Annotated in this window: 23 protein-coding genes and 4 pseudogenes; 13 read left to right on the top strand and 14 right to left on the bottom strand. The window is 72.7% G+C overall.

Features of this window, described 5'->3' with window-relative positions:
* The first annotated feature begins 121 nt into the window (after window positions 1-121).
* Entirely contained in the window at window positions 122-244 is a 123-nt protein-coding gene (locus LZG04_RS42640; protein ID WP_308199234.1) for a hypothetical protein, read from the top strand.
* Window positions 245-448: 204 nt separating this feature from the next.
* Here the strand turns inward: LZG04_RS42640 and LZG04_RS42635 are convergent.
* From LZG04_RS42635 to LZG04_RS43050, 3 genes and pseudogenes are all read right to left on the bottom strand, one after another.
* Window positions 449-631: pseudogene (locus LZG04_RS42635) on the bottom strand (FAD-dependent oxidoreductase); the annotation flags it as partial.
* Complete coding sequence (locus LZG04_RS21975) at window positions 631-1233, bottom strand: UbiA family prenyltransferase (RefSeq protein ID WP_233819685.1); 603 nt, start codon at window positions 1231-1233, stop codon at window positions 631-633. The gene LZG04_RS21975 and the pseudogene LZG04_RS42635, both read right to left, overlap by 1 nt.
* A 106-nt stretch (window positions 1234-1339) precedes the next feature.
* Window positions 1340-1519: pseudogene (locus tag LZG04_RS43050) on the bottom strand (aminotransferase class I/II-fold pyridoxal phosphate-dependent enzyme); the annotation flags it as partial.
* 309 nt (window positions 1520-1828) lie between these two features.
* Between LZG04_RS43050 and LZG04_RS21965 the strand changes: the two are divergent.
* Genes LZG04_RS21965 through LZG04_RS21955 form a run of 3 tightly spaced genes read left to right on the top strand, consistent with a single transcriptional unit; the run spans window position 1829 to window position 4931 of the window.
* Window positions 1829-2851, top strand: coding sequence for a Gfo/Idh/MocA family protein (locus tag LZG04_RS21965; RefSeq protein WP_233819684.1), 1023 nt, complete (start codon window positions 1829-1831; stop codon window positions 2849-2851).
* Window positions 2841-3665, top strand: a complete 825-nt coding sequence (locus LZG04_RS21960; protein ID WP_233819682.1) for a sugar phosphate isomerase/epimerase — start codon at window positions 2841-2843, stop codon at window positions 3663-3665. The genes LZG04_RS21965 and LZG04_RS21960 overlap by 11 nt, the downstream gene beginning before the upstream one ends.
* A 30-nt stretch (window positions 3666-3695) precedes the next feature.
* Entirely contained in the window at window positions 3696-4931 is a 1236-nt protein-coding gene (locus LZG04_RS21955; RefSeq protein ID WP_233819681.1) for a M20/M25/M40 family metallo-hydrolase, read from the top strand.
* A 354-nt stretch (window positions 4932-5285) separates the two neighbouring features.
* On the opposite strand, the gene LZG04_RS21950 is transcribed toward LZG04_RS21955, so the two are convergent.
* The 4 genes and pseudogenes from LZG04_RS21950 to LZG04_RS21935 form a co-directional block, all read right to left on the bottom strand.
* Window positions 5286-6179, bottom strand: a complete 894-nt coding sequence (locus LZG04_RS21950) for an LLM class flavin-dependent oxidoreductase (protein WP_233819680.1) — start codon at window positions 6177-6179, stop codon at window positions 5286-5288.
* 151 nt (window positions 6180-6330) lie between these two features.
* Window positions 6331-7014 (bottom strand): annotated as a pseudogene (locus LZG04_RS21945) (endonuclease I family protein); the annotation flags it as partial.
* 96 nt (window positions 7015-7110) lie between these two features.
* Window positions 7111-7443 (bottom strand): annotated as a pseudogene (locus LZG04_RS41905) (DUF6359 domain-containing protein); the annotation flags it as partial.
* 213 nt (window positions 7444-7656) lie between these two features.
* Window positions 7657-8457, bottom strand: a complete 801-nt coding sequence (locus LZG04_RS21935) for a class I SAM-dependent methyltransferase (RefSeq protein ID WP_233819679.1) — start codon at window positions 8455-8457, stop codon at window positions 7657-7659.
* A gap of 454 nt (window positions 8458-8911) precedes the next feature.
* On the opposite strand from LZG04_RS21935, the gene LZG04_RS21930 reads away from it, so the two are divergent.
* The 4 genes from LZG04_RS21930 to LZG04_RS21915 all read left to right on the top strand — a co-directional run bounded on the left by LZG04_RS21930 (window position 8912) and on the right by LZG04_RS21915 (window position 13754).
* A complete protein-coding gene (locus LZG04_RS21930; RefSeq protein ID WP_233819678.1) occupies window positions 8912-9883 on the top strand; it encodes a serine O-acetyltransferase in 972 nt (323 codons plus the stop codon).
* Between the two features lie 99 nt (window positions 9884-9982).
* A complete protein-coding gene (locus LZG04_RS21925; protein ID WP_233819677.1) occupies window positions 9983-11434 on the top strand; it encodes an EamA family transporter in 1452 nt (483 codons plus the stop codon).
* A 2-nt stretch (window positions 11435-11436) separates the two neighbouring features.
* Entirely contained in the window at window positions 11437-12408 is a 972-nt protein-coding gene (locus LZG04_RS21920) for a PLP-dependent cysteine synthase family protein (RefSeq protein ID WP_233819676.1), read from the top strand.
* Entirely contained in the window at window positions 12405-13754 is a 1350-nt protein-coding gene (locus LZG04_RS21915) for an aminotransferase class V-fold PLP-dependent enzyme (RefSeq protein WP_233819675.1), read from the top strand. Before LZG04_RS21920 ends, LZG04_RS21915 begins: the two co-directional genes overlap by 4 nt.
* A gap of 178 nt (window positions 13755-13932) precedes the next feature.
* On the opposite strand, the gene LZG04_RS21910 is transcribed toward LZG04_RS21915, so the two are convergent.
* Entirely contained in the window at window positions 13933-14739 is an 807-nt protein-coding gene (locus LZG04_RS21910) for an alpha/beta fold hydrolase (protein WP_233819674.1), read from the bottom strand.
* A gap of 92 nt (window positions 14740-14831) precedes the next feature.
* Here LZG04_RS21910 and LZG04_RS21905 point away from each other — a divergent pair, with 92 nt between their 5' ends.
* Window positions 14832-15479, top strand: coding sequence for a HemK2/MTQ2 family protein methyltransferase (locus LZG04_RS21905; RefSeq protein ID WP_233819672.1), 648 nt, complete (start codon window positions 14832-14834; stop codon window positions 15477-15479).
* Window positions 15463-15654: a CDGSH iron-sulfur domain-containing protein gene (locus LZG04_RS21900; RefSeq protein WP_233819670.1), complete on the top strand. Its 192-nt coding sequence runs from the start codon at window positions 15463-15465 to the stop codon at window positions 15652-15654. Before LZG04_RS21905 ends, LZG04_RS21900 begins: the two co-directional genes overlap by 17 nt.
* Before the next feature lie 10 nt (window positions 15655-15664).
* Here LZG04_RS21900 and LZG04_RS21895 read toward each other — a convergent pair whose 3' ends face one another.
* The 3 genes from LZG04_RS21895 to LZG04_RS21885 are packed head-to-tail and all read right to left on the bottom strand — an operon-like array spanning window position 15665 to window position 19241.
* Window positions 15665-16663, bottom strand: a complete 999-nt coding sequence (locus tag LZG04_RS21895) for an iron-containing redox enzyme family protein (RefSeq protein ID WP_233819668.1) — start codon at window positions 16661-16663, stop codon at window positions 15665-15667.
* Window positions 16660-17733, bottom strand: a complete 1074-nt coding sequence (locus LZG04_RS21890) for a glutamate--cysteine ligase (RefSeq protein WP_233819666.1) — start codon at window positions 17731-17733, stop codon at window positions 16660-16662. Before LZG04_RS21890 ends, LZG04_RS21895 begins: the two co-directional genes overlap by 4 nt.
* Complete coding sequence (locus tag LZG04_RS21885) at window positions 17730-19241, bottom strand: FAD-dependent oxidoreductase (RefSeq protein WP_233819664.1); 1512 nt, start codon at window positions 19239-19241, stop codon at window positions 17730-17732. Before LZG04_RS21885 ends, LZG04_RS21890 begins: the two co-directional genes overlap by 4 nt.
* Window positions 19242-19301: 60 nt before the next feature.
* Here LZG04_RS21885 and LZG04_RS21880 point away from each other — a divergent pair, with 60 nt between their 5' ends.
* Window positions 19302-19742 (top strand): DUF6098 family protein, encoded by a 441-nt coding sequence (locus LZG04_RS21880; RefSeq protein ID WP_233819663.1) that lies wholly within the window; start codon window positions 19302-19304, stop codon window positions 19740-19742.
* On the opposite strand, the gene LZG04_RS21875 is transcribed toward LZG04_RS21880, so the two are convergent.
* Complete coding sequence (locus tag LZG04_RS21875; RefSeq protein WP_233819662.1) at window positions 19739-21745, bottom strand: neutral/alkaline ceramidase; 2007 nt, start codon at window positions 21743-21745, stop codon at window positions 19739-19741. The genes LZG04_RS21880 and LZG04_RS21875 overlap by 4 nt on opposite strands.
* A 100-nt stretch (window positions 21746-21845) precedes the next feature.
* Here LZG04_RS21875 and LZG04_RS21870 point away from each other — a divergent pair, with 100 nt between their 5' ends.
* Complete coding sequence (locus tag LZG04_RS21870; protein WP_233819661.1) at window positions 21846-22766, top strand: hypothetical protein; 921 nt, start codon at window positions 21846-21848, stop codon at window positions 22764-22766.
* A 10-nt stretch (window positions 22767-22776) separates the two neighbouring features.
* Window positions 22777-23739, top strand: coding sequence for a GlxA family transcriptional regulator (locus LZG04_RS21865; protein WP_233819660.1), 963 nt, complete (start codon window positions 22777-22779; stop codon window positions 23737-23739).
* On the opposite strand, the gene ccsB is transcribed toward LZG04_RS21865, so the two are convergent.
* Together ccsB and LZG04_RS21855 are read right to left on the bottom strand one after the other, a co-directional pair.
* Window positions 23721-24605, bottom strand: coding sequence for a c-type cytochrome biogenesis protein CcsB (ccsB, locus tag LZG04_RS21860; protein ID WP_233819659.1), 885 nt, complete (start codon window positions 24603-24605; stop codon window positions 23721-23723). The two genes, LZG04_RS21865 and ccsB, sit on opposite strands and share 19 nt — an antisense overlap.
* On the bottom strand, window positions 24598-24978 hold the full coding sequence (locus tag LZG04_RS21855; protein ID WP_233819658.1) for a hypothetical protein: 381 nt from the start codon (window positions 24976-24978) through the stop codon (window positions 24598-24600). Before LZG04_RS21855 ends, ccsB begins: the two co-directional genes overlap by 8 nt.
* Window positions 24979-25011 lie beyond the last annotated feature (33 nt).

The raw sequence follows: 25011 nt of genomic DNA, 5'->3' as shown, positions 1-25011 counted from the left end.
GATCCGCGCGTACCCCGGACCGGACAGCACCTCCCGCACCGGCGACGACGTGACGACGTCGAGCCGGGAGGCCAGCGCCCGTGCCGCCACGTCCATCCCGCCGTCGTAGGCGCGCCAGGCCGTGGACGGGCCGATCGCGCCCAGCAGGGCCAGGAACGGCGCGGCGGCCGAGCGCTCGGGCCGCCACCCGAAGAACCCCGACACCACCGGCTGGCACAGGTACTCCGGCACGTCGCGGTGGTAGGGCGCGCAGAACTCGGCGACGGTGGCCGTGCCCACCCGTGACGCCTCGGGCCGCCCGGTGTCGAGCGCGCCGCCCCGGGCCAGGCCCCGGGTGGCGCGCGCGAAGTCCAGCCGGGCCCGCGCACCCAGCCCCGCGCCGCCGCCCGATCTTCGGCACGTCGTCGAGCCCCAGCCGCCGCAGCAGCTCCCACGTGTGCGGGTAGCCGCGGGTGGAGATCTGCTCCGCGCCGGTGTCGACCACGAACCCGGACACGTGCCGGGTGGCCATCCGGCCGCCGACGTGGTCGGCCGCCTCGAACACCCGCACCTCGCGCCCGGACCGCGCGAGCTCGTGCGCGGCGGCCAACCCGGCGATCCCCGCGCCGATCACGGCCACGTCGAGGTCCATCACCGCACCACCAGGTTCACCACGACGAGCGTCGCCACGGTCACACGGTGCACGTCGATGCCGATCCGCCGGGCCCTCAGGATGTCGCCCTGGCCGAAACCGACGCGCAGCTGCTTGAGCCGCAGCACGACGGTGGGCAGGAGCGCGAGCGGGAACCACCACGGCCCACCGACCAACGGCAAGGAGAGGATCAGCAGGAACTCGCACGCGGACACGGCGCGGACGAACCGCCTGTTGCCGCGCGGCGAGGTCCGGGCCGCCACGGTCGGCCGGCCGACCTTCCGGTCGCCCTCGACGTCGTTGGTGTTGGAGTAGACGCCGAACAGCAGCGGCCCGAGGCCGAAGATCAGCGCCTGCACGACCACCACGCCGTCGACGCGACCGGCGGCCAGGCCGTGCGAGGCGAGCACCAGCGCCCAGCCCAGCGCGGCCAGGAAGAACTCCTGGAAGCCGTGGTAGCTCAGCTTCACGCCCCACGAGTACTGCACGGCGAAGAAGCAGGTGATAGCCACCAGTACGACCGTCCACACGGGACGGTGCGGCGCGAGCGCCGGCGCACCGAGCCACGCCGCCGCGGCGGTGACCAGCGCGAACCGCAGCACCTGCGGTTCGGTGAGCGTGCCCGCGACCAGCGGTTTGCGGTTGAGCTTCGTCGGCGAACACCGGCCGCCCGCCCGCCGGCACCACCGAGGACGCCGACGCGATGAACGAGAACGCGGGCACGACCACCTCGTCACCCGGCCGCAGGCCGCACGCCCGCAGCAGGAGCACGAGCGCGTCCGTGCCGCTGTTCACGCCGACGACGTGCGCGGCGCCGGTGTAGGCGGCCAGCGCGCGTTCCAATTCGAGGACTTTCCGCCCGTGCGAGTACTTGCCGTTCTCGATCACTTCGACAATGTTCCGTCGCGTTATCGGCCACAATCCCGAAAATGTCGCCGATTGCGTGAAGAATGGCACGGTCAGCGCACTCACCTCCGCGGTCACCGCTTCCGGAGGTGAGCGTATGGCAGGTCACCGTGCCTGCGGCCGACCACCGGGCAGTTCACTCTTCCTGGTCAACTCGCCCGCGCGGAGTTGACAGACGTTCGCGATTGGGACAACGTCGGGGCCATCAATTGAGAACTGACATCACTCATTCCCGATGCCTTCGAGACCGGACGAGAGACAAGACGGGGCTCACTAGTGCGCACACTTGTCGTGGGACTGGGCCGAGCCGGGGCGGATCTGCACCTGCCGGTGCTGGCCAGGGCGCGGACCTCGGTCCGACAGCTGTTCGACGACCGGCCGATCGTGGCGTGCGACCCACGTCGGCTGCCCGCGGAACGACCGGGCCTGGCGATGGTGGGCAGCCTCGCCGAGGCCGCCACGCTGCTCGACCCCGCCGATACGGTCGCGCACGTGTGCACGCCGCCGTCCGCGCGCGCCGAGGTGATGGCCGAGCTCGCCGAGCGCGGCTTCCGCAACGTGATCGCGGAGAAGCCGCTGGCCGTCGACACCGACGACCTGGCCAGGGTGATCCGGCTGCGCCGCAAGCACGGGCTGCGGATCGCGGTGGTGGAACCGTGGCTGACCAGCTCGCTCACCGTGCGGCTGATGGAACTGGTCCGCCGCGGCACGCTCGGCGAGCCGAAGTCGATCACGATCGTGCAGAACAAGCCGTGCTTCCGCCGGTCGCTGACCAGGCCCAGCCACCAGACCGCGTTCGACGTGGAGCTGCCGCACGGCGTGGCCCTGGCGTTGCGGCTCGCGGGAAGCGCGCGGGTCACGCACGCGGCGGGCTACGACCTGGCCGTCGGCGACGTGGTCGTGCCGCGGATGGGCGGCGCGCGGATAGGGCTGCGGCACAACAGCGGCGTGCGCACGGAGATCAGCTCGGACCTCACCTCGCCGGTGCGGGAGCGCCGGATCACGGTGGAGTTCGAGAGGGGCAGCGCGGTCGGCCACTTCGCGGTCAGCGACGACGACGACCACTCGCAGCTCACCGTCACGGTCAACGGGCGGCGCGAGCACGAGGTGCTGCGGGACGACTCGCTCACGGAGTGGGTGCTGCGGGCCTACCGCCTGTTCCACGCCGCCGGCGACCAGCACGCGCGCGGGTTCGCGTTCGCCACGGACGTGGTGCAGCTGCTGTCGGTGGCCAAGAACATCTGCGCCGAGCCGGTGATACCGACGGCGCGCGGCGAGACGTCGCCCGGCCCGGTGGCCGCGCATGTCCGGTAGACGGCAGCCGGTGCTGGCCGGCATCACCGACGAGGCCGCGCCGGACCTGGCGGGGCAGCTCGCGGTGCTGGCCGAGCTGGGCTGGTCGCACGTGGAGCTGCGCACGGTGGACGGGCGGGCGGTCGCGGACCTGGACGACGACGAGTTCGCGGTGGTGGCGAAGGAGCTCGCGGCACGCGGTGTCCGGGCGGTGTGCCTGGCGTCGCGGATCGGCGGCTGGGCCCGGCCGATCAGCACGCCGTTCGAGGACGACCTGGCCGAGCTGGACGTGCTGCTGCGCCGGTGCGCCGCGCTGGGCACCCGGTTCGTGCGGATCATGTCGTACCCGAACGCGGGCCTGTCGGAGCGGCGGTGGCGCGACCGGGTGGTCACCCGGGTCTCGATGCTGGCGGAGCTGGCCGAGGCGGCCGGGGTCGTGCTGCTGCACGAGAACTGCTCGGGCTGGGCGGGCACCAGCGCCGAGCGCGCGTTGGACCTGCTCGACGCGGTGGACAACCCGGCGCTGAAGCTGCTGTTCGACACCGGCAACGGCGTCGCGCACGGCTACGACGGGTACGCGTTGCTGCGCGAGGTGGTCGATCACGTCGAGCACGTGCACGTGAAGGACGCGACGGGCGACCGGTTCGTGCCGCCCGGATCGGGTGACGCGCGGGTGGCGGACTGCGTGGCGCTGCTGCGCGCCCACGGCTACCGGGGTGCCTGGTCGCTGGAGCCGCACGTGTCGTCGCGCCCGCACGAGTCGGGCGCGCTCGCCCCGGACGCGGCGACCGCGTTCGTCGCGGCTGGCCGGGCGATGGCCGGACTCGTGCGGTGATCGGGTCGGCGCGGTGATCGGGTCGGCGCGGTGATCGGCGAGGACCGCGACCTGCTGCTGGAGCTGCTCGCGCTGCCGACCGCCGGACCGCTGGAGACGACCGACGAGGTCTGCCTGTGGGAGGCCGTGCACGCGTACTCGGAGGCGGCCGAGCGCTTCGGGCTGCGCACGGTGCACCTGGGTCCGGCGCGGGAGGCCGACGTGCTGCGGCACGACGTGCCCGCGGTGGTGCGGGAGGCGATCGCCGAGGACCCGGACTTCCTGGCCAAGCAGCCGAACCTGGTGCTGCGCGTCGGCCACGCCGAGCCGGTGGTGATGTTCAACGTGCACCTGGACACGGTCGCGCCGTTCGAGCCCGCCGGGTTCGACGGGGTCCGGTTCCACGGCCGCGGCGCGATCGACGCCAAGGGGCCCGCGGTGGCGTTGCTGGCCGGTGTCCGCGCCGCCATGACCGACCCGGCGGTGGGCCGGGACGTCAGCGTGCTCATCCAGGCGGTGTCGGGTGAGGAGGGCGGCGCGATGGGCGTATTCGGCACCCGTCCGCTGGTCGAGGCCGGCTACCACGGCAGCCTGAACATCTTCTGCGAGCCGACCGGCCTGCGCTACCTGCCCCGCTCGACGGCCGCGATGACGGCGTGCGTGCAGGTGCGGGGCGAGGACGCGATCGACGACCAACCGCAGGCCGGGCACAACGCGTCGGTGCTGCTCGGGTTCCTCGCCCAGCACCTGGCGGGTGCGTTGGCCGGGCGCGTGCCGGACGGCCGGGTCTGCGTCGCCGGGCTGCACACGGGCCGGATGCACAACCGCGTGTACGGCAGCGGGGAGCTGCTGCTGAACCTCTCCTACGGCAGCACGGCGTCCGCGCGGGTGCTGGCCGTGGCGCTGGACGCGGCGTTGCGCGAAGGGCTGGCCGAGTTCACCGCCCGCTTCCGCGACGTGCCGCCGTTCCACCGCACCGCCGTCGACGCCGCCGCCATCACCCGGCTGGTGTGGCGCAAGCGCGGGCTGCCCGCCCTGCCGCCGCAGGACGTGCCGCTGCTGGACGCCGTGGCCCCGCGCTGGCCCGCGCACGAGCCCGCATTCACCTGCGATGCGATCTGGCTGGCCGACGTGCCGGGCGCGCGCACCGCCGTCCTCGGCCCCGGATCGCTGGAGGCCAACAACGCCCACGCGCGCGGTGAGCACGCCGACGTCGCCGACCTCGACCGGTTCGCCGACGTGGTCCGCGACATCGTCGTGCGGTTCGCGCGGAACGGAGGAGCATGACCGTCCTGGTGCCCTACCCGATCCTGCTGGACACCGTCACCGGTGTGTTCCGGGAGCGGGGTGTGCCGCCGGACCGGGCGGCGGTCGCGGCGGAGGCGCTGCGCCACGGCGACCTGACCGGGATGAGCACGCACGGCCTGGTGGACCTGACCCGGCTGTACCTGCCGCTGTTCGACTCGGGCCGCGTGCTTCGGTGCTGGCCGACGCTCGGCGTGCGCGGGGGTTGTGGTCGGCGTCGCAGGCGGTGGAGCCGGCCTCGCTGCGGGCGGCGCGGTACGGGATCGGGGTGGTGGCGCTGTGCGGAGCCCCACACATCGGGTGCGCCGGGTACCACGCGAATCGTCCACAATGGACTTACTCATTGTGACGACGACCGGTCGACAGCGTCGGCAGCACGTCGGCGGCCACGGTGTCGAGGATGGACTCGTCGCCGGCGAACGGGCCGTCCTGCCTCGGCCACGGGGCCAGGACGTCGGTGAAGCCCAGCTCGTCGGCCCGGCCCAGGAAGTCGCGGTAGCACTCGACGCTGGACAGGGAGAACACCGGGGCGGCGTCGGTCTGCAGGAACCGGCGGACCTCGGCGCGGTCGCGCGACGCGGCGGCGAGCACGTCGTCGAAGCGGGACGACAGCTCGGCCAGGGACTTCCACCAGGACTCCAGCGAATCGCGCGCGGTGCCCAGGGTGACCCAACCCTGACCGTGCCGGGCGGCCAGGGCCATCCCGCGCGGGCCGTTCGCGGCCAGGATGAACGGCGTGCGGGGACGTTGCACGCAGCCGGGCGCGGTGCGCGCGGCCACCGCCGAGTAGTACTCGCCGGAGTAGTCGACCCGCTCGCGGGTCAGCAGGGCGTCCAGCAGCTCGACGAACTCCCGGTACCGCCGCGCCGGACTGGCCACGCCCGCGCCGCCGAACACCGTCGCGTCGTAGCCGCCGAGCCCGCCCGCGCCGATGCCCACGGAGATCCGACCGTCCGAGACGTCGTCCAGCGCCAGCACGTCGCGCGCGAACGGCAGCGGGTGGCGGAAGTTCGGCGAGGCGACCATGAACCCCAGCTCGATCCGCGACGTCACCAGCGACGCGGCGGTCAACGTGGGCACCGAGCCGTACCAGCGGTGGTCGACCAGCGGGCCCCAGCCGAGGTGGTCGAACGTCCAGGCGTGGGCGAACCCGTACGACTCCGCCGCCTGCCACCGCGGCTTGGCCTCGGCCCAGCGGTACTCCGGAAGGATGGTGATGCCCGCCCGCATGACTCCCCCTAGTTCGAACACGTCGTACGTTCAGTTGAACAGGGTGATCGTGAACGGTCAACACCGAATCGGGCGATCGGCTCGCCGAGGACGCACGAACGCCCGCCCCGGACCCCAGTGGGGACCGAAGGCGGGCGTTCGCCGCGCGTGCTCAGCCCCAGATCGCCGCGACCCACTCCGGGTGGTCGATGAACGGGTTCCGGTTGCGCTGGTACCGGTCGTAGATCACCTGGTTGCGCCGCTTCTCGAAGGCGTCCGGCGGGTCTTGGGCGTTCCACCGCAGCAGCACCGAGAGCCTGCCGTGGTACGGCGCGGTGCCGTTGTTGACGTTGTCGTTCAGCTCCAGGTCGGGGTAGCCGTCGCCGCCCTCGTACCGCACCGCCATGTAGAAGAGCATCCGCGCCACGTCGCCCTTCACCGCGTTGCGCGGCTCCCACGAGTCGGCGTCGGTGTAGTTGCCGGGTGCCTCGCCCACCGGCGAGCCGCCGAGGTCGAAGTCCTTGTTGCCCCGCTCCGCGTTCACCGACACGTCGGTCGGCCGCAGGTGGTGGATGTCGGTGCCCGGGCCGGTCGCGGTGCCGAAGTCGCCGTGCGACTTGGCCCAGACGTGCTCGCGGTTCCAGTCGTCGGGGTCGCCGCCGTTGGTGGTCTTGCTCTGCGAGCGCCCGGTGTAGAGCAGGATGACGTTGGCGCTGTTGTCCGGGTCCTGGTCGGTGACCTTCAACGCCTCCCACACCTGGTCGTAGGACAGCTTGGTGTTGGTGCGGATGATCCCGTTCAACGCCGTCTTCAGCGACGCGCCGGTCTTGCCGAGCGCGGTGCGGTAGTACGTGTCGTCGTAGTCGCCGCCGGGGGTCGTGGTGACGGTCGGCCCGGCGGTCGTCGTGGTCGTGGTGGTGGACGTGGGTGACGTGGTGGCGAAGGCGAACGCGGTCGGCGACGTGAGGCCGGGGTGCGAGAAGTAGGCGTTCAGCGGGCCGGTGACGTCGATCAGCCTGCCGAGCAGGCCCGGGTTGGTCCGCAGGCCCCACTGCGCCCGGAACGCCGACGTGACCTGCACGTACAGCATCTGGCCGGTGTTGGTCGAGCTCGGCGAGTCGGCCAGCGCCAGCGCGTAGTCGGACGGGAAGCCGGACCGCACCACGGTGTTGGTCGCGGTGGGCTGCCCGACGACGTAGCCGCGCACGGTGGCGGAAGCGCCGCTCTGCCGGCCGATGGCCTCGGCGACGGTGATCGGGGTCGCGCCGGCGGCCGCGGTGGGCACCAGCAGGGCCGCGGCGACGGCGAGGGCGGACACGACGACGGCAAGGGGGTGCAGCAGGGGTCGTAGTCGCACGATGGGGTGTCTCCTCCCGGGTGCGGCGGCGCAGGGTGGCCGCACGCAGGCAGGATCGCACGAAAGATCACGCTTCAGAGTGAATGATCACCGAACATTCGTCACCGAGCGCGGGCGGTTCTTCACTTAACACCGACGTGCTCACCTGCGGCCCCAGACCGCGATCGCGGGCATCGGGATCACCAACCCGCCGTCGCCGTCGGCGAACCGCGCCGCCGTCTCCCGCACCCGCTGCTCGATCTTCTCGCGGTCGGCGTCGCTCTGGCCGTCGAGGAGCGCCCCGGTGCGCACGGTCGCCTGCCGGTACGCCGGGAACAGCTCGTCCACGCTCGCCAGCCGCCAGTCCAGGTGCAGCACCCGCGCGCCGGTGTCGGCGAACCCCGCGTCGACCAGCGCCGCGCGGCAGTTGTCCGGCTCGCTGTAGTGGTAGAAGTCGGGGCCCTCGGGCAGTGCGACGGGCTCGCCGAACTCCATGATCGCGTCGGAGAGCAGCGAGAACCCCACCGCCTCGTCGGGCGAGGCCCACACCGTGAAGCCGAACGCCCCGCCGGGCGACAGCACCCGGAACGCCTCCTCGATCGCGCGCCGCGGGTCGCTCAGGTGCAGCAACCCGAAGTTCATCACGACCCGGTCGAACGCGCCGTCGGGGAACGGCAGGTCCAGCGCGTCGCCCTCGTGGAACTCGACCGCCGGGAACAGCGCCCGCGCTTTCGCGATCATCTGCGCGGAGAAGTCCACGCCGACCGCGCGGGCCCCTCTTCGGGAAGCCGCACCGGCCACATATCCCGGTCCGGTCGCGATGTCGAGCAACCGCGTTCCCGGTTCGACGCCGATCGCGTCGAGCAAGCCCGAACCGGCCGAACCGGTCAACTCACCCCAAGACCGGTGATATCTGTCCACCACGCGTTGCCAGCGCGCCAACTCGAACGCGTGGAAATCCACGGCATCCTGCGACAAACCCCCGGACAAGCTGCCTCCCCAGTACCCGCACGACCATTGCGGCCACCGGTCGATCAGGTGGCCACGGGTGCGCCGACGGGATGGTAGCCCACCCCGCAGGAGCGACCTCGGACCGCTTCATAGCGCCTGACCTGGTCATATAGCCGACGCATGGACGTCGTTGGGACAACCGGGTGAAGTATCGCACTGCGAGGTGTTTCGGATTTATTAATCTGCGTTAATCACGATCCCAACCACTGGTCCAATGCAGTGAACCTGCCCGACGACGGCGTAACGAAGTGCGACCGATCGGCGCATCAAGCGGTCCGTTCGGCTGATCGAGCCGCAAAACTGCGGTCGCCGAACTGCGGAGACCGAGGTAATGTCCCCGACCGCGACATCATCTGTTGACTAGGGGGAACCGGTGTCTGTCGTTCGAGAGGAGTCCGCCTGTCCCGTGGACCGGGAACCGGACGCCGCTTACCCGGAAATTGTGCGCGCGGCGGAGAATGTGCTCGCGCCGCACGTGTCCGATTCGGCCGCCCTCGGCCTCGATTCCGCCGCCGCGGCCCGCCGCGCCGCCGACCTCGCGGTGGGCGACCTGCTGGCGCTCGCGCGGCGGGATCCGGCGAGCCTGGGCTCGTGGCAGTACGTGCTGGAGGCGTACGCGTGCTTCCAGGCGGTGCTGTCCTACCGCGTCGCGCACGAGGTGCTGACCGCGCCGTGCGGCGACCCGTGGCGGCAGCGCGTGCTGGCGCGCAAGATCTCCGAACTGGCCAAGGTCCGCACGGGCGTGGAGATCCACCCCGGCGCGACGATCGGCCCCCGGTTCATCATCGACCACGGCATGGGCACGGTGATCGGCGAGGACGCCACGATCGGCGCGGACTGCTACATCCTGCAAGGGGTGGTGCTGGGCGCGCTGGGCATCGCGGACAACCCCGGGGGCAGGCGGCACCCGACGCTCGGCGACCGGGTGCAGGTCGGTGGTTTCGCCCGCGTGCTCGGGCCGATCACGGTCGGCGACGACGTCATGATCGGCAGCCACGCGCTGGTGCGCGCGGACGTGCCGGCCGGCGCGCAGGTGGCCGTGCTGCACCAGTACCAGATGGTCGCCGGGCCGCGGCCGATCACCGTCTACGGTGTCGAAGGGCTCGGCGAGTACCGCTTCCGGTTGCACGGCAACGACCTCGACCGGCCGGGGCTGGAGGTGCAGTTGCTGGGGCCGACCCAGCTGCCGCTGGCCGCCGGCGACTGGTCGGTGCTGCAGAACAACGCCAAGTGCCTCACGTTCCAGATCTCGCCGCGGGCGCGCGGGCTGCGGTCGGTGGCGCACATCCGGGTCCGCCACGGCGGGTCGGAGGTCACGGTGGGCATCCCGCTGGCCCGCAAGTCGCGAGTGGCCTCGCTCCCCCGCGCCGCCGGCTGAACGCGACCGACCCACCCCGTCCGCCACGATCCGCTGCCGCCGGCTCGCCGTCGTCGCCCGAACAGCACACCCTTGAACCCAGTCTGGAGATCCCGCTCCATGTCCGCTCCCGAGATCGAGGCGCCACGGCCCGCTGCCGCCGCCTCGACGTCCGGTCCTCCCCGACAGCGGAAGGCGTTGGTCGCGGTCAGCTTCGCTGCGGTCGTGCTGATCTGGGGTTCGACTTGGATCGCGATCAAGCTCGCGATCACCGACATGCCGCCGCTCACCGCGTCGGGCCTGCGCTTCGTCGTCGCCGGGCCGGCGTTCATCGCGGCCTGCCTCGCGCTGCGCAAGCCGCTGCGCTACCCGAGCGGCATGGGCTGGTTCTTCGCCTTCATGGTGGGCTGCTACTTCACCGTGCCGTTCTTCCTGTTCAACTACGGCGAGCTGTATGTGTCGTCGGGCCTGGCGTCGATCTGCGTGTCGTCGGTGTCGATCCTGATGATCGTGTTCAGCGTGCCGATCCTGCGCACGCGGATCACCACCACGCAGGCCGCGGCCGTGCTGGTCGCGTTCGCCGCGCTGGGCACGCTGATCGTGCACTCGCAGGGCGTCGCGGTCACCAACGTGATCGGCGTGGCGGCCCTGCTCGGCGCGGCGGTGATCCACGCGCTGGCCTACATCATGATCAAGAAGCACGGCGGCCGGATGCCCGCGCTGACGCTGAACACCCTGCCGATGGCCGTGGGCGGCGTGCTGCTCACGGGTCTGGGCCTGCTGGTCGAACGGCCCGGCGCGGACGCGTTCACCGCGCGCAGCGTCGGCGCGACGATCTACCTGGGCGTGGTCGCGTCCGCCATCGGGTTCGCGGTGTACTTCTGGCTGCTCCAGCGGATGGACACGGTGATCGTGTCGTTCGCGTTCGTGCTGTTCCCGATCATCGCGCAGTTCCTCGCCGTGGTGATCGAGGGCGCGTCGTTCGGCTGGGTGGACCTGCTGCTGACGTTGGTGATCCTGGGCGCGTTCGGCGTGACGCAGTGGAACCAGCGCAAGGTGCTGCCGCCGCCCGCGACACCGGCCCCGGTGCCCGCGGTCGACGACGACGGGCGGCCGACCGAGGCGGCGCTGGCCGAGGTCTACCGGCACGTGCTGGCCCGCTACCCGGCGGAGGCGTGCGGGTTCATCCGGGCCAGTGGCGTGAAGGACTGCGTCAACGTGATCGAGGACCGGCCCGGGGTGTACGACCGGGAGAGCCGGACCGGGTACGCGTTCGGCGTGGACGACCTGCGCGAGCTGGAGGACTCGTTCGACGGCGACGACCCGGTCCGCGTGATCTACCACTCGCACCCCGACGCGGGCGCGTACTTCAGCGACGAGGACCACCGGTTCGCCGTCTACGAGGGCACGCCGGTGTACCCGGTGCGCCACCTCGTCGTGGACACCTCGCGCGAGGAGGTGCTCGGCTCGCGGCTGTTCGACTTCGACGCGGGGCTGGGCCGCTACACCGCGATCGCGACCTTCGGCGCGCCGCGCGAGAAAACCGTCCCCCCGCACGTGACGCAGGAGTGAGCATGGGCAAGGGCATCGCCGACTCGGTCTTGGACGCGATCGGCGACACGCCGGTCGTGCGGCTGTCGCGGCTGGAACCGGACCTGGACCGCGAGCTGCTGGTGAAGCTGGAGCTGCTCAACCCCGGCGGCAGCCACAAGGTGCGCATCGCGTTGAACATGATCCTGGAGGCGGAGAAGGACGGCGAGCTGGTCCGCGGCAGCGGGCAGACGATCATCGAGTCCACCGGCGGCAACACCGGCATCGGGCTGGCCATGGCGGCGGCCATCCTGGGCTACCGGTTGGTGCTGGTGATCCCGGACAACTACAGCCCGGCCAAGCAGCGGCTGCTGCGCAGCTACGGCGCCGAGGTGCGGCTCTCCGACCACACGCTGGGCAACAACTCGCACGCCGAGATGGCGTTGGGGCTGCTGTTCGACAACCCGGACTGGGTGATGCTCAACCAGCAGGCCAACCCGGCGAACCCTGCGATCCACGAGCGGACCACGGCGGTGGAGATCATGGACGCGCTCGGGCCGCGGCTGCCGGACGCGCTGGTCGCGGGCGTCGGCACGGGCGGGCACATCACCGGGGTGGGTCGGGTGCTGCTGGAGCACCGGCCGTCGATGCGGGTCGTGGCCGTGCAGCCGGAGGGTTGTTCGTTGCGCGACAACAAATTCGTGACGCACTCGATCCAGGGGCTGGCGGTCGGGCTGGTCCCCGCGGTGCTCGACTTGGACCTGGTGTCGGACGAGGAGCAGGTGTCGTTCGAGGACGCGCGGCAGATGATGCGGCGGGTGATGCGGACCGAGGGTCTCGCGGTCGGCATCTCGTCGGCGGCGAACCTGGTCGCGGCCTGCCGGGTGGCGCGGTCGCTGCCCGCCGGGTCGCGGGTGCTGACGTTCGCCTACGACGGCGTGCACGACTACCTCGACGCGCTGCCCGACGAGGACGTCGCGTTCGCCGAGGGCTCGCTCGCCGGGGAAGCGCGGTGACCCTGTTCCTCGACCCGGACCGGACCGTGCGGCCGTTCGCGCAGCCGCGGCCGACGGACGGCTCGCGGTCGGTGCTGCCCGCCGTGCTCGGCGCGGACCTCCAGGTGCCGCTGGGTTCCGGGGCCACGGCGTCGTTCGCGAACTTCGACCACGCGGCCACGGCGCCGTGCATGGTCGCCGTCGCCGAGGCGGCGCAGGCGTTCCTGCCGTGGTACGCCAGCTCGCACGAGGGTTCGGGCACGTTGGCCGCGATGGCCACGGCCCGGTTCGAAGAGGCGCGGCGGGTGGTGCGGGCGTTCGTCGGCTGCCGCGACGAGGACTACCTCGTGTTCACGCGCAACACGACCGACGCGCTGAAGCTGCTCGCGATGGCCGTGCCGGAGGGGACGACGGTGGTGGTGTTCTCCAGCGAGCACCACGCGTTGCTGTTGCCGTGGCGGGACGTGCACCGGTTGCCGATCCCGGCGTCGGTCGAGGAGATGCTGGGGTCGCTGGACGAGGCGCTGCGGGCGTTGGGCGGCGACGTGCTGGTGGCCGTGAGCGCCGTGTTGAACGTGACCGGCGAGCTGATGCCGTTGGAGGACGTGGTCGCGCTGTGCCGGCGGCACGGCGCGCGGATCGCGGTGGACGCGGCGCAGTTGGCCGCCCACCAGCCCATCGACCTCGCCGCGCTGGACGTGGACTACGTGGCGTTCAGCGGGCACAAGATGTACGCGCCGTTCGGGATCGGGGTGCTGGCGGGGCGGCCCGACTGGCTGGAGGCGGCACGGCCGCACCTGGCGGGCTGCGGTGCCACCGTGCACGTCGGCGACGGCACGGTGACGTGGGCGTCGGGCGCGGCGCGGCACGAGGCGGGCGGGGCGAACGTGGTGGGCGCGGTGGCGCTGGCGGCGGCCTGCCAGACGTTGCGGACCACCTGGAACTCGGTGATGCCGTACGAGTCGGTGCTGCTGACCCGGTTGCGCACGGGACTGGCCGAGATACCCGAGGTGGCCGAGGTGTCGTTGTTCGGCCCGGCCAGCGAACGGGTCGCGATGGTCGCGTTCACCGTGGACGGGGTGGACTCGGCGCTGCTGACGACCGCCCTGTCGGTGGAGTACGGCATCGGCGTGCGGCACGGCGACTTCTGCGCCCGACCGCTGGCACGGCACCTGTCCGGCGAGCGGCCCGCCGTGCGGGCGAGCCTGGGTTTGGGCATCGGGGTGGACCACGTCGACCGGTTGGTGGACGCGGTGCGCACGATCAGCGAGATCGGGCCGCGGATGTTCTACGTGGCCGAGGACGGCGCGTGGTGGCCGAGCACGGAGGCAACCGGCTCCCGCCTGCACGTGCCGCCGAGGCGGTAGGCCGGCCCGCCGCCGCAGGGCGCTGGACCAGCCCGCGGAGGTTGGCGGCAGGTCAGCCCGTCGTCCGCAGGCGCTGGATCAGCCCGCCGACGCAGCAGGTCGGCTCGCCGCCGAAAGGCGTTGGGTCGGCCCACCATCAATCGAGCGGCAGGTCAGCGCACCGGGGAGCGGCGCCGGGTCAGCCCGTGGTCGCCGCGGCGGCCTCTGCCATCGGCCGCTCCGCGGCGGAGGTCGTGACCGGTTCCCGGTCTCGTGCCCACGCGGCCAGTCGCGGGGCCAGGAGCCGGTACACCTCGGGGTCCAGACCCATGCCGGTGTGCGTGCTGCCCACCTCGACGCAGTCCGCGCACGGGTCCGCGCACAGCTCCCACGGCGCGATGAGGTCGTTGCGGGAGAACACCGCGATGGCCGGCACCTGCAACGGCTCCGCCATGGCCGTGGAGTTGGTGTCGTAGCACGGGCCGGCGAAGCAGTCCTCGTCGAGCAGCCCCGGGACACCGGCCCGGGAGAGCCGGGCCAGGGTCCGCGCCACGCGCACCACGCTGGGGTGCGCGCCGAGCTGGTCCAGCACCGGGCTGGCGAGCATCACCAAGCCGCGCACGAGGTCCGGCCGGCGCACGGACACCAGCCTGGCCAGGCCGCCGCCCCGGCTCTGCCCGAACAGCACGACCCGGCCGCCGGTGGCCTCCGCGTGCTGCTCCAGCCGGCGTTCGAGGCGGTCGACCAGCTCGGACGTGCAGCCGACGTTCATGCCGATGCGCGCCCTGATGGGGGCGTAGCCGCGTTTGCGCAGCCAGGTCCTGGCCAGTTGCAGGCTCCAGTCACCGAAGCCGAAACCGGGAACCAGCAGCACGCCCAGACCGCGTCCCTCGTCCGGGTCGTCCGCGCGCCAGACCGGGTCCGACACCAACCGGGGGATGTTGCCGAGCATCGCCACCAGCACGTGTTCGCGGGCCACCGCACGGGTCGCCTCCACCACGCCCATCCGACCTCCCTGTTCTGGGACCATGGGGGTTCCCCATTCGTGGCCATCCATTCCTGTCGTTTGCGGTCGGGCGCGCCGGGAACCACTGTCCTATGTGGTTGTGGAGGCCGCCGGGCGTGTACCGGCCCCAAGAAGACACGTGGCTGATGGCCGAGGCGCTCGAGGAGGCCGGGATGCCGCGTGGCAGCCGGGTGCTCGACGTGTGCACCGGCACCGGAGCGTTGGCGGTCGCCTCGGGACTGGCGGGCGCGAGTGAGGTCACGGCGGTCGACCTGAGCAGGCGCGCTCTCGTCGCGGCCTGGGTGAACGCCCGGTTGCGCGGGCTGGCCGTGAAGGTGCGGCACGGTGATTTCGGCGACCTGGTCGGCAGCGCCGAGTTCGACGTCGTCACGGCCAACCCGCCGTACGTGCCCAGCGTGGCGGTGCCGCGGCGCGGGCCCGCGCGGGCGTGGGACGGCGGCGTGGACGGGCGCTCGGTGCTCGACCGGCTGTGCGCGGTGATGCCGTTGCTGTTGGCCGACAAGGGCATGGGCCTGGTCGTGCACTCGACGTTGTCCGATCCCGACGTCACCCTGCGCCAACTGCGCGGCGGCGGGTTGAAGGCATCGGTCGTGGCCCGCCGCACGATCCCGTTCGGACCGGTCATGCGCGGCCGCGCGGAGTGGTTGTCGCGCCGCGGTCTCATCAACGAGGGCCAGGAGCACGAGGAGCTGGTGGTGATCCGTGCCGACGCCGCGTGAAGCCAGGGTGGTGACGGTGGTGCCCGGTGGGCCCGTCCTGGTGGAGGGGCCCGTCGAGGTGCGGTTGGACGACGGGACGGTGGTGCGCTCGGACCGGTTCGTCGTCGCGGTGTGCGCGTGCCGCCGCAGCAAGCGCTACCCGCTGTGCGACACGAGCCACCGCAAACGACGGTAGGGGAAGTGCTTCAGAGGGGCAGGCGCAACGCCGTCTGCCCCTCTCGCCACGCGGTGAGCAGGTGGTCGCCGAGGCGTTGTTCGAGCAGTTCGGTGGCTTGCACGCCGAACACGACGGACTCGGTCAGCTCCGGTTCACGGGCGAGCAGGTCGCCGATCACGTCCCGCCGCATCACCTGTTCGTGCACGGCGTCGGCTTCGATGTGCTCGGTGAAGAACTCCACGCAGTCGGGGTGCGCGTCGAGCCGTTCCAGCGCTTTGGCCATCCGGGTGGCGCTCGGGGCGGTGGTGATCTCGGCGGCGGCGAAGTGCCCGACGAGCGACCCGCGCAACGAGCGGTGCAGCCCGCACAACGACATCAGGTTGACCGTCGCCAGCATCACGGCCGGCGCGTGGTCGAGGTAGCGCAGGTAGCCGTCGTCCAGCCCCGCGCCGACGAGCAGGTCGGCGAACAGCCGGGAGTGCATGCGGTCGCCGCGCCCGCCGCCGAACTCGTCGAACTCGACGGCCACCAGCGCCGCCTTGGCCGTGCCGCGCAACCTGGGGATGACCCACGCGTGCGGGTCGGCTTCCTTGTGGTGGTAGATCGAGCGCAACGCGAAGTACTCCCGCACGTGCCACCACTCCCCCTCGTCCTTGAGGAAGTGGCTCACGCCGACGCCGTCGACGGGTTCGACCAGCAGTTCGTCCAGCACGCCCTCGAGGTCCGCGCCGCCGGGCACGTCGGCGCGCAGGGCGTCGAGGAACACCCGTTCGAGCCCGGAGCGGAACGCCAGCAGCGCCGGATCCCACTCCCAGTCGTCCGACACGCCCGCGAAGCCCTGGTAGTGCAGCTCGTAGCACACGTGCAGGGCCAGTTGCAGGTCTTCGCCGTACGGGTCGGCCGACCCGGGCTCGGGGAGCCCGGCGGCCGGCGGGTCACCGCGCAGGGCGTCCACGACGGCGGCGGACAAGGGGCCGCGCGGCGCGGGCAGCACGGCGCGGTCGACGGCGTGGTCCACTGTGGTCATGGCCGTGGACTACCCGTTCCGGTGGGTGTGCACGCGAGCAGGTCGACGGCGGCCTCGGGTGATCCCGCCCTCAGTTGCCGCTGCGCGCCCGTGCCCTTCGCCAGCACGTCGCGCACGAGGGCGTGGATCGGCTCGCGGTCGTCGCCGAGCGCGTCGGACACGTGTTCCAGCAGCGCCTCGACCAGCTCCGCGGCGGGCACCCGGCGCGCGGTGAGCGGGTCGACGCCCGGACCGGACATCCCGTAGCGTGCCGCCGACCACACCGCGGCGGCCAGCACCTGGTCGTCCAGCTCGGGGGCGGCCCCGGCCGTGCGGGCGGTGTCGACCAGGGCCCTGGTCAGGCCCGCCTGGAGCACGGCGTCGTCCACCGCGGCGGCGGTGTCGGCGACCCTGACCTCGACGGTCGGGTACCGCGGCGAGGGCCTGGCCAGCCAGAACGTCTGGTTGGCGTCCACGATCGCGCCGCTGTCCACCAATCGGTCGACGCGGTCGGCGTGCTCGGCGGCGGTGCGGCAGAACGGCGGCACGCCCGAGCCGGGGAACCGCGCCTGGTCCATCATCCGCCAGCTCGCGTACCCGGTGTCCCGGTCGCGGTCGAACGGCGAGTTGCCGCCCAGCGCCAGCAGCGTCGGCAGCCACCGCCGCAGGTGGTTGACCACGTGCACGGCGGTCTCCCGGTCGGGCACGCCGACGTGCACATGGCAGCCGCAGCACTGGTAGCCGTCCACCTGACCCCGGTAGACCGCCTCGATCCGCTCGAACCTCTCCCCCGCGCTCAACGCCGGTCGCGGGTCGGCCAGCGGCGGTGTGCCCGAGGCGACCAGCCACAGCCCTTCGGCGTGCGCGGCCTCGGCCAACGCCCGCCGCCCGGCCGCCAGGTGCTCGCGCAGCTCGTCCAGCGTCGCGCAGACGCCGCTGGCGAACTCCACCTGCGCGCCGCTCAGCTCGCGGTGGACCTGCGCGCCCGGCGGCAGGTCGCGCACACCGGCCAGCACGTCGGCCGCACGCGCGACCGGTCGACGCGTCCGCGGATCCACGAGGAGGAACTCCTCCTCCACGCCCACCGTCATGAAGGGTCGCGCCGGGGCAGCGGCTTGGTCGCGGGCCCTTCGAGCACCGCGCCGTCGACGTCGAACCGCGACCCGTGGCACGGGCAGTCCCAGCTGCGCTCGGCGGGGTTGAACCGCACCAGGCAGCCCAGGTGGGTGCAGCGCAACGACACGCCGTGCACGCCGCCTGCCTCGTCGCGGTACACGCCGGCCTTGCCGCTGCCGTCACGCACCACGCGCGCCTCGCCCACGGGGACGTCCGCGACGGAGTCCACCTCGGCCGACTTCAGCCGGTCGCCGACCAGGTCCGCGGCGACCTTGGCGTTGAGCTTCGCGAGCTTGGGCGTCGAGCCCAACGTCAGCCGGTGCGGGCTGAACCGCGCGGCCAGCGGGTTGTCCCGACCCACGATCAGGTCGGTGAGCACCTCGGCCGCCATGGTGCCGTTGCTCAGGCCCCACTTCATGAACCCGGTCGCGCCGTACAGGGTGGTCGAGCCGGGCGTGTAGGGGCCGATCATCGGCAGGTTGTCGTAGGAGGTCGGATCCTGCGCGGACCAGCGGTGGGTGACCTCGGCGATGTCCCAGTGCTCGGCGGCGAACTTGGTCAGCTCCTCGTACGGCTCGCCGGGCGCGGAACCGGTCGCGTGGCCCTGGCCGGAGACGATCAGCAGGTCGCCGGCGCTCGCGAGCGACCACGTCGGGCTGCTGCCCGCGCTGATGGACAGGCCGGTCGGCGGCGTGCCCGACGCGAGGCGGACCGCGACGCAGTAGGACCGCACCGGCTCCAGCCGGGCGAAGTACAGGCCGCGGTCCAGGATCGGGTAGTGCGTGGCGACGACGACGCGTTCGGCGACGACCGTGCCGCGGTCGGTGTGCACGCGGGTCGGCTTGCCGTCCTCGATGCGCAGCACCCGGCCGGCCTCGTAGACCCGTGACCCGTCGCCGTCGACGACTTCGGCCAGGCCGCGCACGTACTTCACCGGGTGGATCGCCAGCTGGTCGTCCAGCCGCACGGCGTCCGCGACCGCGAACGGCACGCCCATGAGCTCGCCCCGGTCGCGGGTCACCGGCAGCCCGGCCCTGGCCGCGGCCTGGGCTTCCTGCTCGATGGCGGCCCGGCCGGCCTCGTCGAACGCGAACGTGTAGGCGGGCATGCGGCGCAGGTCGCAGTCGATGCCCAGTTCGGACACCAGGGAGGCGACCCGCTCCACGGCGGCGGTGTTGCCGTCGGCGTAGGCGGCCGCGGTCTCGGCGTCGTGCTTGTGCTCGATCGTGGAGTACACGGTGGACTGGAGGGCGGTGACCTTGGCCGTGTTGTTGCCGCTGACGCCGCTGCCGACCCGGTCGGCCTCCACCAGTGCCACCCGCAGGCCCGCGCGCTTGAGCAGCAACGCCGTGGTGACACCGGTGATGCCACCGCCGACCACCGCCACGTCCACCGCCGTCTCGCCGGTGAGCGCGGGGAACCGGCCGTGCGGGATCGCCTCGGACCACAGCGAGTGGCGAGCGGTCGTGGTCGCTTCCGTCATGTCTAGCCCATACCCGTGAGATCGGTGTTCGAACCTCGGTTCTCGCGGTAACCCGGGCGCATGCGCACCTTCGCCGACCTGGCCGACCTCGTGACGTTGGTCGAAGAACGGGCACCCGCACGCGAGTTGTACGTGCGTTGGTCACAGGGCCCCGAGCAGGACAGCGACCGGCGCAGCCGCGACGGTTTGAGCGGCGTGCGGTTGCCCGGCCTGTCCGCCAACTCGCTGGCGATCGAACCCTGGTGGGGCGACCGGCCCCTGCGGCTGTGGGTGGCCCGTCGCCTGCACGACTACCGCCACCTGCGGGAACGTCGAGGGCCGGGCACGCGGCCGTGGATCCTGGAAGGCGTCGAGGTCGGCCGCGGCCCGGACAACGAGCCCCTGGTCAAGTGCCACCACCCGATCGGGTGGATCGCCGATGACGTACTCACCGAGTGCGAGCGCCTGGTCGACGAGCACGCCGCCACGACCTGGGGCTCCCTGGACCGCGAAGGCCCCTAGCCGACGGTGAACGACGTGGTCGCGCCGGTGAACGGGGTGATCGCGCCGGTCCAGCCGCTCTTCCAGTCGCCGTGGTGCACGATGCGGTACTGCCCGGCCGGGGTGTCGGCGGGGATGGTCCACGTGATGGTGGCGGTGGAGTTCGCCACGCCCTCGCGCTGCCAGCGGTAGCGGGTGGACCAGTCGCCGTCGTCGGCGTGCCGGGTCCACGTGCCGCCGACCAGGCGTTGCACCTCGAGGAACGTGCCGTTGCGGCGCAGGTTGTTCTTCGGGTGGCCGGTGACGAACACGGCCGTGGCGGTCTGGCCGCGCGCGTAGCCGGCGGCGGGCTGGGTGAGGACCTGGCCGAACGAGTGCCACGGCGCCTTGTCGTCGAACACCACGCCGGTCTGGAGGTTGATGCCGGTGAACGGCGGCTTGCCGGGCGTGGGACCGGGGTCCACCGGTGTGCCGGCGCGCAGTGACGCGGCGAGCGCGGCGAACTCCTGCTGGTAGGCGGGCAGGGTGTTGCGGCCGAACAGCGTGGAGCCGCCCTCGTACTGCTGGAGGTCGTACTCCTGCGGGGTGGTGATGTACTGGCTGTAGTCGTTGGCGTAGCCCTGCACGAGCACGTTCTCCAGCGGCACGCCCGCCTCGGCGGCCACCGCGCGCCGGATCCGCAGGCCGGCCACGATCGTCACCTCGCCGGGCACGGCGACCAGGTGCAGCGGCCCGATCTTGACGATCTGCAGCGGCAGCACGTTCGGCGTGGCCTGCACCAGCCCGGTCGGCACCAGCGACGCCTTCGGGTACTGGCAGTCCCGCAGCCACTGCGGCACCTCGACGTCCAGCGGCTCGAACAGCGCCTTGAGCGGGCTGGTCATGCCCTCGTGGAAGCCGGGGATCGCCGGGCCGTCCTCGACGCTGCCCGCCATGGTGGACGCGCCGACCACGCCGGGGCACGTCGTGCCGGGCCGCCCGTCGGTGGTGTAGCGGCCGTCGACGGTGACCGCGGCCATGTCCACGAACCTCATCCGGTGGTCGACCGAGCCGGTGACCGGGGTCTGCGGGCCGGCGAACACCTGCTGGGCCTTGCGGTTCTGCCGCTCGCCGATGATCCGGGTGTTCTCGACCTCGTCCTCGGTCGGGCCGGAGCCGGGGCGCAGGTTGAGGTTCGGCGACATGTCGCCCGCGTTGGTGTTGGGGAACGCGGCGACGAACCCGGGCCGGTCCTCCAGGTAGCGCACGCCCCGGTCGTCGTGCTCCCACTGGTAGGACGCGTACCCCTTGTTGTCGGGGCTGATCAGGGTGTTCTTGTTGGTCATCGACGTGTTGTGGGTGGCGAACCAGCTGATCGCGCCGACCTCGGTCCCGTTCTGGCGGAACTTCAGCACGGTCATCGCCGGGTCGATGCCGAGCGGGAAGTGGCCCTTGTCGGGGTTGCGCTCGAACGCCACGCGGGAGCGGTTCACGCTCGCGTCGGTCAGCTCGCCGCGGCCCAGGGACAGCTCGCCCGGCTTGAGGTCCTCGTGCGCGCGCACGATCGACTCGGTGATGCCGTCGGCGATCGCGGCCAGGGTCTGCGGCTGCATGCCCAGGACGGACAGGTTGTAGGCGAGGTTGTGGGAGTAGCCGCCGGGGCCCGCGTGCGTGTGGGTGGCCGACAGCAGCACGTTCTCGCGGGTGTAGAGCGAGCCGTAGCGGGTCTGGAGCCTGGCCAGCACCGCTTCCTGCACCGCCCGGAAGATCATCGCCAGGTCGGCGTTGACGTACGCGACGCGCTTGCCGGTGGCCTGGTCGACCACGACGAACGCGCGGGAGCGCTGCCGCTGGTGGATGCCGGTGGTCTTCTGGTCGAACGACGAGTAGCCCATCATGCCGTTCTCGGCGGCGGGACCGGTGACGTCGGAGATCCCCCGCCCGACCAGGTACGGCTGCGGCGCGGCGCCCGCCGCCGGCAGCCCGACCAGGACCAGCGCGCCGACCAGCGCCGTGGCCGTCAACGACCGTCGCGAGACCTTCATCCGCACTCCCCGACCGTCATACGCGAAATGCATTCACTTTTACTCGACGGTAGGTGATCGGGGCCACTCGGGCAAGCCCTCGCCTGGCACAGTCGTGGACGTGCGGGTGGACGACGTGCCGGGGTGGCTGCCGGGGTGGTGCGCGGACCGGTTGGGCGACGAGCCCGTCGCCGTGCTGTTCGTGGCGCGACGGATGTCGACCACGTTCGGGCTGCGGCTGGCCGACGGGCGGGACGTGGTGGTGAAGGCGCGCGAGGACGAGGGCCGGGCCGCGTCGTGCGTGGCCGCGCAGTCCCGGTTGGCCGACCGCGGGTTCCCGTGCGCCCGTCCGTTGACGCCGGCGGTCGCCGTCGGCGGGCTGGCCGTGCACGCCGAGGAGCTGCGGCCCGGCGGCGAAGTCCTCGGCGGCGACGCACCGGAGGTCGCCGTGCGGTACGCGGCGGTGTTCGCCCGGCTGATGGACGACCTGGCGGACGCGGCCATCGCGCCGCCGCTGCCGAACCCGCGCTGGGCGCGGTGGGACCACGCCGACCCGGGGCTGTGGCCGTCGATCGCTGTGCTGGACGGGAAGGACCAGGGCGCGGTGCCCGCGCACGTCGTGGCGGTGGCCACGCGGGTCCGGGCGCGGCTGCCGGCCTCCGGGCTGCCGAACGTGCTGGGCCACGCCGACTTCGAGGCGCAGAACCTGCGCCGGCGCGACGGGCGGGTGTGGGTCGTGCACGACTGGGACAGCCTGGCGTGGCAGCCGGAGGCGGCGCTGGTGGGTGCGGCGAGCGGGACGTTCGGCAACGACTCGCCGCCGACCCTCGCGCCGGTCGAGAGCTCCGCCGCGTTCCTGGACGCCTACCAGCACCTGCGGGGACGCCGGTTCACCCCGCGGGAGCTGGAGGTCGCGTGGGCGGCGAGCCTGTGGCCGGCGGCGCACAACGCCCGGTGGGAGGCACTGCACGGCACCCCACCGGTGTGCGGCGAGGCCGTGCGGGAGCAGGCGGCCGAACGGCTGCGGCGAGCGAACGCCTAGCGTGGTGGCCATGCGCACGGTGGCCGTCCTCGCCCTCGACCGGGTCGTCCCGTTCGACCTGTCCACGCCGATCGAGGTGTTCACCCGCACGCGGCTGCCCGACGGCGGGCCCGCCTACCGGGTGCTGGTCTGCGGCGTCACGTCGACCGTCGACGCGGGCGCGTTCACCCTGCGGCCGCCGCACGGGTTGGACGCCGTGGTGGCGGCGGACACGGTGATCCTGCCGGGGTGCGCCGACGTCACCGCGCCGGTCCCGGACGAGGCGCTCGACGCCCTGCGGACGGCGGCCGCCCGCGGCGCGCGGCTGGCGTCGATCTGCTCCGGCGCGTTCGTCCTGGCGGCGACCGGGTTGCTGGACGGGCTGCGTGCGACGACGCACTGGGCGGCCGCCGCCGCGCTGGCCGCCCGGCACCCGGAGGTCGAGGTGGACCCGGACGTGCTCTACGTCGACAACGGCAACCTGCTCACGTCGGCCGGCGCCGCCGCCGGGCTGGACCTGTGCCTGCACCTGATCCGCCGCGACCACGGCTCGGCGGTGGCCGCCGACGCCGCCCGCCTGTCGGTGATGCCGCTGGAGCGCGAGGGCGGCCAGGCGCAGTTCATCGTGCACGAGCAGCCGCCCGTGCCGCGCGGCTCGGTGCTCGAACCCGTGCTGCGGTGGCTGGAGGACAACTGCGAGCACGACCTGGGCCTGGAGGACATCGCCGCCCGGGCGGGCATGAGCACCCGCACGCTCAACCGCCGGTTCCGCGAGCAGACCGGCACGACGCCGTTGCAGTGGCTGCACCGCGCGCGCATCCGCCGCGCGCAGCACCTGCTGGAGGCCACCGACCACCCGGTGGACCGGATCGCGGCGCGGGTCGGCTTCGGCTCGCCCACCGCGTTCCGGGACCGGTTCAAGCGGGTGGTCGGCACCAACCCCCACGCCTACCGCTCGGCGTTCCGCGCGCCCGCTCAGTCGACCCCCGCGTAGGAGTGCAGGCCGACCGCGACCAGGTTGACGAAGAACAGGTTGAACAGCACCACGACCATGCCGAGGACGTTGAGCCACGCCGAGCGGCGGCCGCGCCAGCCCGCCGTGGCGCGGGCGTGCAGGTAGGCGGCGTAGCAGACCCAGGAGACGAACGCGACGGTCTCCTTGGGGTCCCAGCCCCAGAACCGGCCCCACGCCTGCTCGGCCCACACCGCGCCGGTGATGATCGCGAACGTCAGCGTGAGGAACCCGACCGCGCCGGTGCGGTAGGCGATCTTGTCGAGGTCGTCGAGGGGCGGCAGGCGACGGCTCGGCGCGCCCCCGCCCTTGCGGGAGAACTCGCCGGAGCCCGCCAGGTGCAGCGCACTGACCACACCGGACAGCAGGAACACCCCGCTGGCCATGATCGCCGCGGCGACGTGCACGATGATCCAGTACGAGCGCAGCGACGGCACGAGCGGCGCGGCCTCGGCGTAGAGCCGGTTGCCGCCCAGGAACAGCAGCGAGGCGATCGGCAGCAGCACGAACACCGACATGCGCCGCAGGTCGTACCGGGACAGCAGGTACAGCCACGCGACGACGGCGACGAGGCCGACCGCGGACAGGTACTCGTACATGTTGCCCCACGGCACGCGGCCGGTCGCGACACCGCGCAGGACCACCGAGCCCAGGTGCAGCAGTCCGCCCAGGACGGTCAGCGCGACGCCACTGCGCCCGAGCCGCACCGCGAACGCGGGCGGCGCGGCGGCGTGCCGGGTCAGGGCGTACTCGGCCGAGCACAGCAGGGCGGCGAGCATGTAGACGCCGAACGCGCTGGTGAACAGCCAGTCCGACAGCAGCGCGGGCGCGGCGAGGCGGTCACCCATGGCCGGCCCACAGCTGGTCGAGCCGCAGGATCATCACCGGCACGCTCAGGCAGGTCACGGTCAGCACGCCCGCGCCCCACCGGGACCGTTCGGCCACCGACCACACCGCGCCCAGCGGCAGCACGACCGCCACGCCGAGCAGGTAGCCGACGAACGTGGCGCGGTCGAGCACGCGGTCCGAGCCGAGCAGCGACACCACCCCGACCACGGCCTGCACCAGCAGACCGGCTTCGAGCAGCACGACGACGGCGGCCAGCCCGAGGGTCGGCCTGGTGCGCAGGGTGATCGGGTGGTCGAGCACGGCGAGCACCAGCGCCCAGACCGCGGCGGCCACCGCGACGACCGTCAACGCGGTCGCCAGGACTTGGATCATCGAACAAACCCCTCCGAGTGACTACTACGCAAC

The sequence above is a fragment of the Saccharothrix sp. S26 genome, assembly GCF_021390395.1.
In the GTDB taxonomy this organism is placed as follows: Bacteria; Actinomycetota; Actinomycetes; order Mycobacteriales; family Pseudonocardiaceae; genus Actinosynnema.
The sequence above is the reverse complement of the archived record's forward strand: the minus strand, read 5'-3'. Positions and strand labels throughout refer to the sequence as shown.

Coding starts and splice junctions, on each gene's coding strand:
- LZG04_RS21960 (WP_233819682.1), top strand. CDS start 2,841: ATGTCCGGTAGACGGCAGCCGGTGCTGGCCGGCATCACCGACGAGGCC.
- LZG04_RS21950 (WP_233819680.1), bottom strand. CDS start 6,179: ATGCGGGCGGGCATCACCATCCTTCCGGAGTACCGCTGGGCCGAGGCC.
- LZG04_RS21925 (WP_233819677.1), top strand. CDS start 9,983: ATGTCCGCTCCCGAGATCGAGGCGCCACGGCCCGCTGCCGCCGCCTCG.
- LZG04_RS21920 (WP_233819676.1), top strand. CDS start 11,437: ATGGGCAAGGGCATCGCCGACTCGGTCTTGGACGCGATCGGCGACACG.
- LZG04_RS21910 (WP_233819674.1), bottom strand. CDS start 14,739: ATGGGCGTGGTGGAGGCGACCCGTGCGGTGGCCCGCGAACACGTGCTG.
- LZG04_RS21905 (WP_233819672.1), top strand. CDS start 14,832: ATGTGGTTGTGGAGGCCGCCGGGCGTGTACCGGCCCCAAGAAGACACG.
- LZG04_RS21895 (WP_233819668.1), bottom strand. CDS start 16,663: ATGACCACAGTGGACCACGCCGTCGACCGCGCCGTGCTGCCCGCGCCG.
- LZG04_RS21890 (WP_233819666.1), bottom strand. CDS start 17,733: ATGACGGTGGGCGTGGAGGAGGAGTTCCTCCTCGTGGATCCGCGGACG.
- LZG04_RS21885 (WP_233819664.1), bottom strand. CDS start 19,241: ATGACGGAAGCGACCACGACCGCTCGCCACTCGCTGTGGTCCGAGGCG.
- LZG04_RS21880 (WP_233819663.1), top strand. CDS start 19,302: ATGCGCACCTTCGCCGACCTGGCCGACCTCGTGACGTTGGTCGAAGAA.
- LZG04_RS21875 (WP_233819662.1), bottom strand. CDS start 21,745: ATGAAGGTCTCGCGACGGTCGTTGACGGCCACGGCGCTGGTCGGCGCG.
- LZG04_RS21865 (WP_233819660.1), top strand. CDS start 22,777: ATGCGCACGGTGGCCGTCCTCGCCCTCGACCGGGTCGTCCCGTTCGAC.
- ccsB (WP_233819659.1), bottom strand. CDS start 24,605: ATGGGTGACCGCCTCGCCGCGCCCGCGCTGCTGTCGGACTGGCTGTTC.
- LZG04_RS21855 (WP_233819658.1), bottom strand. CDS start 24,978: ATGATCCAAGTCCTGGCGACCGCGTTGACGGTCGTCGCGGTGGCCGCC.